General features: G+C 69.2%; 14 protein-coding genes. 7 read left to right on the forward strand and 7 right to left on the reverse strand.

The genetic code is table 11. The annotated features are described in order from the left end of the window. Positions 1–31 precede the first annotated feature (31 nt). Positions 32–724 carry a response regulator gene (locus ACN27E_RS12330; protein ID WP_422749413.1) on the forward strand — a complete coding sequence of 231 codons (693 nt, stop codon included), beginning with the start codon at positions 32–34 and terminating at the stop codon, positions 722–724. Continuing rightward, positions 721–1,953, forward strand: coding sequence for a GAF domain-containing protein (locus ACN27E_RS12335; RefSeq protein WP_422749414.1), 1,233 nt, complete (start codon positions 721–723; stop codon positions 1,951–1,953). The genes ACN27E_RS12330 and ACN27E_RS12335 overlap by 4 nt, the downstream gene beginning before the upstream one ends. 2 nt (positions 1,954–1,955) lie before the next feature. On the opposite strand, the gene ACN27E_RS12340 is transcribed toward ACN27E_RS12335, so the two are convergent. Continuing rightward, positions 1,956–2,432, reverse strand: coding sequence for a MarR family winged helix-turn-helix transcriptional regulator (locus ACN27E_RS12340; protein WP_422749416.1), 477 nt, complete (start codon positions 2,430–2,432; stop codon positions 1,956–1,958). Between the two features lie 85 nt (positions 2,433–2,517). Between ACN27E_RS12340 and ACN27E_RS12345 the strand changes: the two genes are divergently transcribed. Further along, positions 2,518–3,474: an NmrA/HSCARG family protein gene (locus ACN27E_RS12345; protein WP_422749417.1), complete on the forward strand. Its 957-nt coding sequence runs from the start codon at positions 2,518–2,520 to the stop codon at positions 3,472–3,474. Between the two features lie 4 nt (positions 3,475–3,478). Here the strand turns inward: ACN27E_RS12345 and ACN27E_RS12350 are convergent, their stop codons facing one another. From ACN27E_RS12350 to secY, 5 genes are all read right to left on the reverse strand, one after another. After that, positions 3,479–3,982, reverse strand: a complete 504-nt coding sequence (locus tag ACN27E_RS12350) for a MarR family winged helix-turn-helix transcriptional regulator (RefSeq protein ID WP_422749419.1) — start codon at positions 3,980–3,982, stop codon at positions 3,479–3,481. Next, positions 3,979–4,893 carry an alpha/beta fold hydrolase gene (locus tag ACN27E_RS12355; RefSeq protein WP_422749420.1) on the reverse strand — a complete coding sequence of 305 codons (915 nt, stop codon included), beginning with the start codon at positions 4,891–4,893 and terminating at the stop codon, positions 3,979–3,981. Before ACN27E_RS12355 ends, ACN27E_RS12350 begins: the two co-directional genes overlap by 4 nt. Before the next feature lie 67 nt (positions 4,894–4,960). Continuing rightward, entirely contained in the window at positions 4,961–5,749 is a 789-nt protein-coding gene (map, locus tag ACN27E_RS12360) for a type I methionyl aminopeptidase (RefSeq protein ID WP_422749421.1), read from the reverse strand. A 10-nt stretch (positions 5,750–5,759) separates the two neighbouring features. Then, a complete protein-coding gene (locus ACN27E_RS12365) occupies positions 5,760–6,305 on the reverse strand; it encodes an adenylate kinase (RefSeq protein WP_422749423.1) in 546 nt (181 codons plus the stop codon). A 13-nt stretch (positions 6,306–6,318) separates the two neighbouring features. Next, positions 6,319–7,644, reverse strand: a complete 1,326-nt coding sequence (secY, locus tag ACN27E_RS12370) for a preprotein translocase subunit SecY (protein ID WP_422749425.1) — start codon at positions 7,642–7,644, stop codon at positions 6,319–6,321. Positions 7,645–7,948: 304 nt separating this feature from the next. Here secY and ACN27E_RS12375 point away from each other — a divergent pair, with 304 nt between their 5' ends. The 4 genes from ACN27E_RS12375 to ACN27E_RS12390 are packed head-to-tail and all read left to right on the forward strand — an operon-like array spanning position 7,949 to position 11,641. Continuing rightward, complete coding sequence (locus ACN27E_RS12375; protein ID WP_422749427.1) at positions 7,949–8,887, forward strand: class I SAM-dependent methyltransferase; 939 nt, start codon at positions 7,949–7,951, stop codon at positions 8,885–8,887. Further along, positions 8,884–9,786 (forward strand): class I SAM-dependent methyltransferase, encoded by a 903-nt coding sequence (locus ACN27E_RS12380; protein ID WP_422749429.1) that lies wholly within the window; start codon positions 8,884–8,886, stop codon positions 9,784–9,786. Before ACN27E_RS12375 ends, ACN27E_RS12380 begins: the two co-directional genes overlap by 4 nt. A gap of 8 nt (positions 9,787–9,794) precedes the next feature. Next, positions 9,795–10,703, forward strand: a complete 909-nt coding sequence (locus ACN27E_RS12385) for an SAM-dependent methyltransferase (protein WP_422749430.1) — start codon at positions 9,795–9,797, stop codon at positions 10,701–10,703. Positions 10,704–10,714: 11 nt separating this feature from the next. Further along, a complete protein-coding gene (locus ACN27E_RS12390) occupies positions 10,715–11,641 on the forward strand; it encodes a class I SAM-dependent methyltransferase (protein WP_422749432.1) in 927 nt (308 codons plus the stop codon). Here ACN27E_RS12390 and sppA read toward each other — a convergent pair. Then, positions 11,638–13,425 (reverse strand): signal peptide peptidase SppA, encoded by a 1,788-nt coding sequence (sppA, locus tag ACN27E_RS12395; protein ID WP_422749434.1) that lies wholly within the window; start codon positions 13,423–13,425, stop codon positions 11,638–11,640. The two genes, ACN27E_RS12390 and sppA, sit on opposite strands and share 4 nt — an antisense overlap. Positions 13,426–13,481 lie beyond the last annotated feature (56 nt).

The following is a 13,481-nucleotide window of genomic DNA, read 5'->3' on the forward strand; positions in this document are numbered from 1 at the left end:
CCGCTCGGGTCCCGGCCATAAGGTGTTGCGCATGGGACCGGCGAGAACCGAAGCGGGATCGCCCACGACCGGTTCACCCGTCCGGATCGTCCTGGTCGATGACCACGAGATGGTCATCGAGGGTCTCAAAGCCATGCTCTCGACGTTCGACGACCGGGTGGCGGTGGTCGGCCAGGCGGTCGGCGCCGAACGAGCGCTCGGCGTGGTCGAATCCCTGCGGCCCGACATCGTGCTGTGCGATGTGCGCATGCAGGGCTCCAGCGGCCTCGACCTGTGCCTGGAGCTGCGCCGCCGTGACCCCGAACAGAAGGTCGTCATGCTGTCGGTGTACGACGACGAGCAGTACCTCTTCCAGGCCCTGCGGGTGGGCGCCTCGGGCTATCTGCTCAAGAGCATCAGCAGTGACGAGCTGGTGCGTCAGATCGAATTCGCCCACAGCGGGGAGATGGCGATCGATCCGAAGATGGCGGCCCGGGCCGTCGACACCGCGGCGCGGCTGCAACGTGCCGAGTTCTGGCCGGGCGCCCGGCAGGGCCTCACTCAGCGCGAGAGCGAAATCCTCTCCTTCGTGGTCAATGGCTTGTCCAACCGCGGCATCGCGAACAAGTTGGTGATCGGTGAGGAGACGGTCAAAACCCACCTGCGGGCGATCTACCGCAAACTCGGGGTCGGTGACCGCGCCGGCGCCGTCGCCACCGCGTTGCGAGAGGGGATCTACCAGTGACCAACGTCGACGATCCCCCGGGTCGCTCCGCTCCTGCCCACCGCACCGTGCTGACCGCCGACCGCGAACTGGCGCTGCTGCGCGAGCTCATTCAAGCGGCGTCCAGTGGACCGGGTGTGGAACCGCTCGCCGCCGCGGCCGCCAGGATGATCACCGACGCCACCGCCACCGATGTCTGCTTCGTCCACGTGCTCGACGATTCGGACCGGTCGTTGACGCTGACCGGGGCGACTCCGCCGTTCGACAGCGAGGTCGGCAAGATCCGTCTGCCGCTGGGCCAGGGCATCTCCGGCTGGGTGGCCAACCACCGCGAACCGGTGGTGATCGCCGACGACAAGGAGTCCGATCCGCGTTACCTGCCGTTCCAGTCGCTGCGCGGACGCGATTTCACCTCGATGGTGTCGGTGCCGATGGAGACCGACCCGGGCGGACTGGTCGGCGTGCTCAACGTGCACACCGTGGCGCGCCGCGAGTTCACCGCCCGCGACGTCGAACTGTTGCTGGTGATCGGCCGACTGATCGCCGGCGCACTGCACCAGGCCCGGCTGCACCGCCAGCTGGTGGCCCGCGAGCGTGCGCACGAGAACTTCGTCGAGCAGGTCATCGAGGCCCAGGAAATCGAGCGCCGGCGACTGGCCGGTGACATCCACGACGGGATCTCGCAGCGGCTGGTCACGCTGTCCTACCGGCTCGACGCGGCCGCCCGCGCGATCGCCGACCCGGACGCCGTGGCCGAGCAGCTGGCCAAGGCCCGGGAACTCGCCGATCTGACGCTGGCCGAGGCGCGCGCGGCGATCAGCGGCCTGCGCCCGCCGGTGCTCGACGATCTCGGTCTGGCGGGCGGGTTGGCCAGCCTGGCCCGCACGATCCCCGAGATCGAACTCGAGGTGGATCTGGCCGAGGTGCGGCTGCCCGACCACATCGAGCTGGCGCTCTACCGCATCGCGCAGGAATGCCTGCAGAACGTCGTCAAACACGCCCGGGCCCGGACCGCCGGGCTGACATTCAGCGTCGAGGACGACACTGCGCGATTGGAGATCGTCGACGACGGCGTCGGCTTCGACACCTTCGAACATCCCCTGGGCGCCGACGAGATGGGTGGGTACGGGTTGCTGTCCATGGCCGAACGCGCCGAGATCGTCGGCGGCCGGCTCAACATCCGGTCGCGGCCGGGGGCGGGGACGGCGGTGACAGCGACCATTCCGCTGCCCGCAGCCGGGGCGGTATGACCTCAGGCCAGCGAGCAGTCGGTACGGCGGTGGTTCTCGACGGCCGCGACCACGTCCTCGGCGATACCGCGTAGCACCTCGAGCCGGTCGGGCCCGACCACGTCGATGAACAGCTCGCGGACCCGCGCGGCGTTCGCCGGGGCGCAGGCGGCCAGCGCGGCGCGGCCCGCGTCGGTCAGCGCGATCACCGGATAGCGTCCGTCGCCCGGTTCCCGACGGACCAGTCCACGTGCGGCCATCCGGCTCAGATGGTGGGACAGGCGGCTCTTCTCCCACTGGGTGGCGTCGCCGAGTTCGACCGGACGCATCCGCGCGTCGGCGGCTTCGGACAGTGTCACCAGGATCTCGAAGTCGGAGTCGGAGATCTCGAACTCCCGTTGCATGTGTTGGTGCAGATGGCGCCCGAGAAGCTGTTGCATGGCGATGTAGGCGCGCCAGGCCCGCTGTTCGTCGTCGGTCAGCCACCGGGCATCCGTCATGATCCGAGGATAGCGGCTGGGTTGACACGTCAACCCAGCCGGCCTAGGGTCGAGTCAGGTTGACGTATCAACTAGGAGGTTGGACATGACGGACAAAAGGACCATCGCGGTCGTCGGCGCCACCGGTTCGCAGGGCGGTGGGGTGGTCCGCGCGCTGCTCGAAGACGGCACCTTCGCCGTCCGGGCCCTCACCCGCGACCCGTCGTCGGCGAAAGCCCAGGCGCTCACCGGTGCGGGCGCCGAGGTGGTGGCCGCCGATCTCGAGGACGAGGCGAGCCTGGCGAGCGCCTTCGCCGGCGTGCACGGCGCCTTCGTCGTCACCAACTACTGGGCACCGCTGACGCCCGAGCAGGAGGCCGAACGCTCCCGAGCGGCCCGGGAACTGGCCCAGGCCGCGGCCGCGGCGCGCGCCCTGGAACGTGCCGGTGCCCGGCACGTCGTCTGGTCGACGCTGGAGGACACCCGTGGCCGGTTCGCCGACGACGCCGCGGTCCCCGACGTGGAGGGCTACAAGGTGCCGCATTTCGACGCCAAGGCGGAGGCGGACGCCTACTTCGCCGGTCTGCCCACGACCTATCTGCGCACCACGCTGTTCTTCGAGGGCTTTGCGAGCTCGTTCCCGCCGGTGCCGGGAGAAGACGGCGGACTCGTGCTGACACTGCCGATGGGCGACCGTCCACTGGCGGGTATCGCCGTCGAGGACATCGGCCGGACGGCGCTGGGGGTGTTCGCCCGCGGTGCGGACCTGGTGGGCCGGACCGTCAGCATCGCCGGCGACATCCTCACCGGCGATCAGTACGCCGCAGCCCTGGCCGACGCGCTGGACCGGCCGGTGGCCTACCGGCCGGCCACGGTCGACGAGTTCCGCGCGCAAGGCTTCCCGTCCGCGGTCGAGATGGGCAACATGTTCCAGTTCTATGCCGAATACGCGGCCGAGTTCACCGCAGCTCGGCAGCTGGATCGGGTCCGCGAACTCAATCCGCGCCTGCAGTCGTTCCGGGACTGGCTCGCCGAGCACCGCGACGAGATCCCGGTGCCCTGACACCTCAGAAGTCGCCGGCGTGGCGGCGCAGCGTCTCGATCGACGTGGTCAGCGCCTGCGACTCGTCGGCGGACATCCCGATGTCGGCGAACACCTTGTCATTGAGGGTGACCGTGGCGTCCTCGACGGTCGAGCGGCCCAGCTCGGTGATCCGGACCAGCGTGGTGCGGCCGTCGGTGGGGTGTGGGACGCGTTCGACCAGCCCGGCCGCCTCGAGCCGCCGAATCGCATGCGTGACGCTGGTGACGTGCACCTGCAGCCGGTCGGATGCCTTCGTGATGGGTAGCGCGCCGGTGCGGCTGAACGCCAGCAGCCGCAGCAGCTCGTAGCGCGAGAAGCTCAGGTCGTAGGGCCGCAGCGCGTTCTCGACCCGGGCGAGCAGGATCTGGTGGGCCCGCATCACGGAGGTGACGGCCACCATGCCGCCGGCGGCCGCACCCCAGCCCGCGGCCTCCCAGTTCGCCCGGGCCAGCGCGATCGGGTCGCGGCGGTCGGGCCCGGTACTCACCGGACTTTCATACCACCGGCGGTGTCCTCGACGGCTCGACCTTGCGCCGCGCGTGCCGCCGCACTGTCGAACGGGGCGGTGGTGGCGATGAAATCCTCGAGCAGTTCGACGACGTCATAGGGCCGCTCGACATGCGGAAAATGCCCGACGCCCTGCAGCACCTCGAGCCGCGTGGCCGGGCGGAGCTTGGCCACCGCATAGCCGTGGTCGACCGGGATGATCTTGTCGTGGTCGCCCCAGATCACCATCGTGGGCAGCTCCGAGGTCATGTGCAGCCGGTTCAGCGCACTCACCGACTGGCCCCGGTGGTCGACCACCGAGCGCAGGGTGCGGATGAACGCCCGGCGCGTCGCGGCGTCACTGAGCGAGCTGTAGGCACTCCACATCTCCGCCCCACGTGGGGACTGGAGTCCGGCCGTCGAGAACCATCCGCGAAGCCGGTTACCCGCCGCCACCACAGGAGGCGGTGCGATCACCGGCAGCAGCAGTTCGGCGCCCGGCGCGGAGAGCAACCGCAGGGTCCAACCGACATCGGGTCCCAGACCACCGCTGTCGATGAGCACCAGCCGGGTGCAGTAGTCGGGATGCTGATAGACGAACTGCATCGCCACCCCGCCGCCGAGCGATTGACCGACCACCGTGCAGCGCCGCACGCCCACCCCGTCGAGCAGATCGCGCAGCCACACCGCGAACGCGCCCAGCGAATAGTCGCTGCGGGGTTTGTCCGAATCGCCGTGACCGAGCAGGTCAGGGGCGATTACGCGATAGCGCTTCGACAGCGGCGGGATCACATTGCGCCAAGTGTGCGAGCTGCCGGCCATGCCGTGGATCAGCAGCAACACCTCGTCGCCGTCGCCGCTGTCCTCGTAGGCGACGCGATCGCCGTGGAGTTCGAGGTACCGCTTAGTCATGACAGTCGGGTACCCGTCCACACGGCATCGATAATGCGATCGGGCGACACGTGTGACGCAGGCGACGCTAGAGCGTCAGAATCCGCGGGCCGTCCTCGGTCACGGCGACGGTGTGCTCCCAGTGCGCGGCGCGGGAACCGTCGGCGGTGACGACGGTCCACTCGTCGGCGAGCACGATGGTCTTCGTGGTGCCCAGGGTCAGCATCGGCTCGATGGCCAGCACCGACCCGGGCGCCAGCCCGGGCCCGCGGCCGGGGGCGCCTTCGTTGGGCAGGAACGGGTCCAGATGCATTTCGCGGCCGATACCGTGTCCGCCGTAACCGGCGACGATGCCGAAGGCGCGGTCGTAGCGCTGCTCGGCGGCGCGGGTCTCGGCCTCGATGGCGTGCGAGACGTCGGTCAGGCGGTTACCCGGCACCATCGCGGCGATACCGGCCTCCATGGCCTCGCGAGTGGCCGCGGACAGGTTGGCGTCGGCGTCGATCAGCGGGCCGACACCGAAGGTCACCGCCGAGTCGCCGTGCCAGTCGTCGAGGATCGCGCCACAGTCGATCGAGACCAGGTCGCCGGCTGACAGTGCCTCGTCGGCCGCGGGGATGCCGTGTACCACCCGGTCGTTGACCGAGGAGCAGATGTTGGCCGGGAAGCCGTGGTAGCCCAGGAACGACGGCGTGCCACCGCCGTCGCGGATCACCGCTTCGGCGATGTCGTCGAGATCTTTGGTGGTGACTCCCGGGGCGGCGGCGGCCCGGACGGCCCGAAGTGCCGCGGCGACCAGGGCGCCCGCGGCGGCCATCGCGTCCAGCTCACCGGGGGTGCGCTGCTCGACGACCTTGCGGTTGCGCAGTCTCACCACGTCGTACCGGTCACTTACCGAGTGCCTGCAGGGCCCTGGCGAACACCTCGTCCATCGACCCGACGGCGTCGACGGTCTTGAGTTCGTCGCGGTAGTGGTCGAGCAGCGGGGCGGTCTCGTCCCGGTAGACCTTCATCCGGTTGAGGATGACGTCATCGGTGTCGTCGGCGCGGCCGCGACTCTTGAGTCGTTTGAGCAGCTCGTCCTCGGAGACGCGGAATTCGAGCACCGCGTCGAGCGAGGCGTTACGCGCGGCGAGCATGTCGGTCAGCGCCTTGGCCTGCTCCACCGAGCGGGGGTAGCCGTCGAGGATGAACCCGGCGCGCGCGTCCTCGTGGTCGAGCCGGTCGTCGACGAGCGCATTGGTGAGCGTCGAGGGGACGAGGTCGCCGGCGTCGAGGTACTTCTTGGCCTCGACCCCGAGCTCGGTCTCGTTGCTGATGTTGTCGCGGAACAGATCGCCGGTCGAGATGTGCGGGACTCCCAGCTTGTCGGCGAGCTTCTGGGCCTGCGTGCCCTTGCCGGCCCCCGGCGGTCCGAGCAGAACGATTCTCAACGTAGGAACCCTCTCACTTCAAAAAGCCTTCGTAGTTGCGCTGCATCAGCTGGCTCTCGATCTGCTTCACGGTGTCCAGACCCACGCCGATCATGATCAGCACCGCGGTGCCGCCGAACGGCAGATTCTGGACGGTGCCGGTGTTGCCGATCTGCAGGAACAGGTTCGGCAACACGGCGATCACACCGAGGTAGATCGAGCCCGGGAGCGTGATGCGGCTCAGCACGTAGCGCAGGTAGTCCGCGGTCGGCCGGCCGGGGCGGATGCCCGGGATGAATCCGCCGAACTTCTTCATCTCGTCGGCACGCTCGTCGGGGTTGAACGTGATCGACACGTAGAAGTACGTGAAGAAGATGATCAGCCCGAAGTAGATGGCGATGTAGATCGGACTGCTCGGGTCGGTCAGATAGTTGGCCACGAAGCGGTCCCACCAGCTGTTGCCGGGGTTGCTGCTGTTGGACTGGATCAGCTGGGTGATCAGGTGCGGGATGTAGATAAGCGACGAGGCGAAGATGACCGGGATGACGCCGGCCTGGTTCACCTTGAGCGGCAGGTACGTCGAGGTGCCGCCGTACATCCGGCGGCCCACCATGCGCTTGGCGTACTGGACCGGGATGCGGCGCTGCCCCTGTTCGACGAAGACGACGCCGATGATGATGATCAGGGCGGCGACACAGACCAGGGTGAACACCAGGCCACCGCGACTGTCGAGGATGGACTTGCCCTCACCCGGGATCGCGGCAGCGATCGAGGCGAAGATCAGCAGCGACATCCCGTTACCGATGCCGCGCTCGGTGACCAGCTCGCCCAGCCACATGACCAGCGAGGCACCCGCGGTCATCACCAGGACGATGACCACCAGGGCGAAGATCGACTGGTCTTCGATGATGTCGAGCGTGCAGCCCTGCAGCAGGCCGCCGTTGGCCGCCAGGGCCACGATGCTGGTGGACTGCAGGACGGCCAGCGCGACGGCGAGATAGCGCGTGTACTGCGTCATCTTCGCCTGGCCGGACTGGCCCTCCTTGCGGAGCTGTTCGAAGCGCGGAATCACCACGGTCAGCAGCTGGACGATGATGCTCGCGGTGATGTAGGGCATGACGCCCACCGCGAAGACCGACAACTGCAGCAGCGCCCCACCGGAGAACAGGTTGATCAGGGAGTAGATCTGACCCGAGTCACCCCCGCTGACCTGGGCGATGCACTCCTGAACATTCGGATAGTTGACGCCCGGAGACGGCACCTGAGCGCCGATGCGATAGAGGATGACGGCGCCCAGGGTGAACAGGATCTTGCGCCTGAGGTCGGCCGTTCGCAGCGACGAGATGAAAGCCGAAAGCACTCTTCCTCCTGCGCAGCCGACCTCTTGGAGCGCGGCGTGCCGAATGGGGCTGGGCGACCCAGCGTCTTGGTCAAGTCATGCGCGCCGCTACGGCAGACGTCTCGCCTGCTCGAGTCGCGCATCAAACAGTCTACGAGAGTAACAGTTGCCTGCCGTCATCCCTGCATCCGTGGAGGCATCCGAGGAGGCAGGGGTGCGCGCACACAGCGCGCGTTCAGATTCGACGCGTAGAGTCGGCGACAGCTGATGAGTACAGCTAAGTAATAGCCGGTCAGTCCGGCGACAAGGGGACAAGGGGTCGACAATGGCACGCACCGACAACGACACATGGGATCTGGCGTCCAGCGTCGGAGCCACGGCGACCATGGTCGCCGCCGCGCGGGCGGTCGCCACCCGCTCCCCCGATGCCGTGATCGACGATCCGTTCGCCGAGCCCTTGGTGCGCGCCGTCGGTGTCGACTTCTTCGCCCGCCTCGCCGCGGGTGAGCTTGCGCTCGAGGACCTGGATCCCGACGAGACCGGCGGCGTCGGAAACATGAGCCGCTTCGCCGACGGGATGGCCGCGCGGACCCGCTTCTTCGACGAGTTCTTCACGGCGGCCACCGACGCGGGGGTCCGCCAGGCCGTGATCCTGGCCTCCGGTCTGGACGCGCGCGCCTACCGCCTCGACTGGCCGGCCGGCACCGTGGTCTTCGAGATCGACCAGCCCGATGTCATCGCCTTCAAGACCCAGACGCTGGCCGAGCTGGGCGCCGAGCCGACCGTCGACCGCCGCACGGTCGCGGTGGATCTGCGCGACGACTGGATGTCCGCGCTGAAGGAGGCCGGCTTCGACGAGACCCACCCGACCGCTTGGATCGCCGAGGGCCTGTTCGGCTATCTGCCCCCGGAGGCGCAGGACCGGTTACTCGACCAGATCTCCGAGCACAGCGCCCCGGGCAGCCGGGTGGCCGCCGAGGGCGTCGTGCATCCCGAAGATGTCGACGACGACGAGATCAAGGCGCGCATGCAGGCGGTCTCCGAACAGTGGCGCCGGCACGGCTTCGACCTGGACTTCTCCGAGCTGGTCTACACCGGCGAGCGGGCCGAGGTGGCCGAGTATCTGACCGGCAAGGGCTGGGCCACCGACAGCATCGGCGGCGCCGACCTGCTGGCGAAATACGGCCTGAAGTCCGCCGAGAACGACGCCGGGTTCGCCGACATCCGCTACGTCACCGCACTCAAGGACGCGCACGCGCGATGACGCGCAGCGATGCGGACAGCTGGGATCTGGCCTCGAGCGTCGGCGCCACCGCGACGATGGTCGCCGCGGCCCGTGCCGTGGCCAGCCGCGGGCCCGACGCCCTGATCGACGATCCGTACGCCGAGCCCCTGGTCCGTGCGGTCGGCGTGGAGTACTTCGTCAAAATGCTCGACGGCGAGATCACCCTCGAAGCCGACAACAGTGTGCTGGTGCAGGTGATGACCGACGTGATGGCGGTGCGCACCCGGTTCTTCGACGACTTCTTTACCGACTCGGGCGCCGCCGGCGTCCGGCAGGCGGTCATCCTGGCCTCCGGTCTGGACGCCCGGGCCTACCGGTTGCCGTGGCCGTCGGGTGCGGTGGTGTTCGAAATCGACCAGCCCGACGTGATCGAGTTCAAGACGCGCACCCTCGCCGAACTGGGCGCCTCCCCCGCGGCCGATCTGCGGACGGTCGCGGTCGATCTGCGCGACGACTGGCCCGCCGCCCTGCGCACACACGGTTTCGACGACGGCGCGCCGACCGCGTGGATCGCCGAGGGCCTACTCATCTACCTCCCGCCGGAGGCCCAGGACCGGCTGTTCGACAACATCACCGCGCTGTCCGCGCCCGGCAGCCGGCTGGCCACCGAATTCCACCCCGACGCCGGAGCGCGGATCGGCGCCAGCTCGCAGCGGATGAGCCAGGAGTGGCGCCGCCACGGTCTGAACCTCGACATGGCCGACCTCTTCTACGACGGTGAACGCAATCCCGTCGTCGACTACCTGCGCGAGCGCGGCTGGACGGTCGACGCCCGCAGCAGACCCGACATGTTCGCCCACTACGGCCGCTCGTTCCCCACCGGCGAGCTGGTCGAGGCGTTGCGCCACTCGCTGGCCGTGACCGCCGTCAAGAGTTAGGAAGAGCCATGCCCCGTACCGAAGGCGACAGCTGGGATCTGGCCTCCAGCGTCGGCGCGACCGCCACCGCGGTCGCCGCATCCCGTGCGCTGGCCTCCCGCGGTGCCAACGCGCTGCTCGACGACAAGCTCGCCGATCCGCTGGTCCGCGCGGTCGGCATCGACACCTTCGTCAAACTCATCGACGGCGAGCTGCCCGCCCTCGACGATGCCGCGGCCGATCCGGCGATGACGACGCAGGCGATGAACGAACAGATCACCGTGCGTACCCGCTACTTCGACGGCTTCTTCCTCGCGGCCGCCGCCGCGGGCATCCGCCAGGCCGTCATCCTGGCCTCCGGGCTGGACACCCGCGCCTACCGGCTGCCCTGGCCGTCCGGAACCACGGTCTACGAGATCGACCAGCCGCAGGTGATCGACTTCAAGACCCGGGTGATCGAGGAGCTCGGGGCCGCCCCGTCGGCCGAACGCCGGACAGTGCGCATCGACTTGCGCGATGACTGGCCGGCCGCCCTGCGGGAGCACGGCTTCGACCCGGACGTGCCGACCGCATGGATCGCCGAGGGTCTGCTGATCTACCTGCCGCCCGAGGCGCAGGACCGGCTGCTCGACAACATCACCGCGCTGTCCGCACCCGGCAGCCGCCTAGCCACCGAACACATGGACACCCGCGAACTACCCGAGGACTGGGCGCAGCGGCTGACCGAGCGCTCGAAGCGGCTGGGTTCGGAGATCGACCTGGCCGACCTGTTCTACAGCGGGGACCGTCACCCGGCCGGTGACTATCTGCGCGAGCGCGGCTGGCAGACGACGATCACCTCGACCGAGGACGCCTACGCCGCCCACGGATTCGTGGTGCCCGACGACGACTTCCGCGCTCTGCTCGGTTCGTCGGGATACCTCAGCGCGACGCTGTAGCGTCGGATCTCATGGCGCGCACCGAAGGCGACAGCTGGGACCTGGCATCGAGCGTCGGCGCGACCGCCACCCTGGTGGCGGCCGGCCGCGCGGTCGCCAGCAGAGATCCGCGGGGGTTGATCGACGACCCGTTCGCCGCACCGCTGGTCCGGGCGGTCGGCATCGAGTTCTTCGCCAAACTCGTCGACGGCGAATTCGACATGACGGCGCTGACGTCCCCGTCCGGCACCTCGATGCAGGCACGGATCGACGAGATGGCCTTGCGGACAAGGTTCTTCGACGAGTACTTCGTCACCGCCACCGGCGGCGGCATCCGCCAGGCCGTGATCCTGGCCTCGGGGCTCGATGCGCGCGCCTACCGGTTGCCGTGGCCCGCCGACACCGTCGTCTACGAGATCGACCAGCCGGCGGTCATCGAGTTCAAGACCAGCACGTTGGCCGAGCTCGGTGCGGAGCCGACGGCGCACCGCCGCACGGTCGCGGTCGACCTGCGTGAGGACTGGCCGGCCGCGCTGCGTGCGGCGGGCTTCGACAGCACCGCCCCCACCGCATGGTGCGCCGAAGGCCTGCTGATCTATCTCCCCCCGCAGGCCCAGGACTTGTTGTTCGACAACATCACTGCGCTCAGTGCGCCGGGCAGCACCATCGCGACCGAGTATGTCCCCGGTTTGCAGAACATGGATCCGGACAAGGCGCGGGAGTCCACCGCGCAGATGCGCGAGCTCGGTCTGGATCTGGACATGCCGTCACTGGTGTACCGCGGTGAGCGCAACAACGTCCTGGACTACCTGACGTCCCTGGGTTGGGAGGTCAGCGGGCTGCCCCGGCCGGACCTCTTCGCCCGGCACGAGGTGCCGCTGCCGCAGGTGCCCGAGGAGGACGATCCGTTGGGCGAAATCATCTACGTGAGCGCCACACTGGCCGGCCCGCGGCCCTAGAAGCGGTACTCCCCCAGCCACAGCGCGGTGGCACCGCCCAGCGACCGGTCGGCCCGATCGATCAGTCCGATCACCGACCGGCCGAGCAGCGCGCCGACCGCATCGGGAACAGACGCGGCGACCGGCTGCGACGACGCCTTCGGACGCAGGACGTCGAGCAGTGACGACGTCGGATATCCCACAATGCGGACCTCGGCGTCGGCGTCGAGGCCCGCGGTGATCTTTGCGCGGGTCAGCGCAGCCCGTAACCCACCGAGTTCGTCGACCAGACCGCGCTGCATGGCGTCGGCACCGGTCCAGACCCGGCCCCGCGCAACCGCTTCCACCTCGTCGACCGACAGGCCGCGGCCCGCGGCGACGCGCTGGACGAAATCGGCATAGAACAGGTCGGCCTCGGCCTCGACGTGCGCCTGCTGTTCGTCGGTGAACGGCGCATTCGGCGACCAGGCGTCGGCATTGGCGTTGGTACGCACCGAATCCGATCCCACCCCGAGTCGGTCCTTGAGTTCGCGGGCGACCAGCTTTCCGGTCACCACACCGATCGATCCGGTGATGGTGCCGGGGTTGGCGAGGATGGCGTCGGCACCCATCGACACGTAGTAACCGCCCGACGCCGCGACCGCACCCATGGAGGCGACCACCGGTGTCCCGGACTCCCGGGCCCGCACCACTTCACGCCAGATCGTCTCCGATCCGGTGACCGAGCCGCCGGGGCTCTCCACCCGCAGCACGATGGCCGACACGTCGTCGGCGGCGGCCGCCTCGCGCAGCGCCGCGGCGATGGTGTCCGCGCCGGCGCTGGAACTGCTCAGCGGCGGGAGCCCAGGACCGCCGCGACCGCTGACGATCGCGCCGTGCAACGTGACCACCGCGATGGCCGGCTTGCTCTTGCGCAGCGGGTTGGGCGCCGACGGACCGGCCGCGGTGGCGCGGGCATAGCGGGACAGGTACAACCGAGCCGGGGCGTCGGCGCTGTCGGCGCTTCCGGTTTCGGGTGAAACGCCCGCAGCGCCAACGAGTTCACCGATGCGGGCGTAGGCCTCGTCGCGGAAGCCGACCCGGTCGATCAGGCGGCCCGCCACGGCGGCGTCACGCAGCAGGGGCGCGTTGTTCGCGAGTTCGTCGATGGTCTGCGAATCGAGCCCGCGGGATTCGGCGACCGCGGCCAGCACCTGCTGGTGCAGGCTCTCGATGAGCCGACTGTCGGCTTCCCGGTGGGGCTCGGTGTAACGGTCCTGGGTGAACAGGTTGGCCGCCGACTTGTACTCGCCGCGGGCGATGAATTGTGCCTCGATCCCCGCCTTGTCCAGGGCGTCGCGCAGGAACAGCGCGCTGGTGGCGAAGCCGACCAGCCCGACGGTGCCCGACGGCTGCATCCACACCTCACCGAACGCCGAGGCCAGATAATAGGACAGCGTGCCGGGGTAGGTCTCGGCCCAGGCGACGGACGGCTTGACGGCGCTGAACGCGGCGATCGCCTCGCGTAGCTCCTGCACCGGTGCCGCGGCTGCGGCCGGGATCTGCACGCGCGCGATCAGACCGGCCACCCGCTCGTCTTCGGCGGCCCGGTGGATCGCGGCGACCGCCTGACGGAGAGTGAGTGGCCGCCCCCCGCTGGCGATCATGGCCAACGGGTCGAACCCGGCGGTCTCCGGGGGCGCGCTCATCAGGTCGAGTTCGAGCACACAGCCGTCGGGAACCCCCTTGTGCCGGGCGGTGTCGACCCGCCGCACCAGGGCGCGCAGATCATCGGTGCCGGGGATGTCGGGCAGAAATGCGAACATGATTCGAGCGTACCGACGCGCGACGGGCGGCCCGGTCGGCCGCCGTACGGTGTGAT

It is taken from the genome of Mycobacterium sp. WMMD1722 (assembly GCF_049315205.1).
GTDB lineage: Bacteria > Actinomycetota > Actinomycetes > Mycobacteriales > Mycobacteriaceae > Mycobacterium.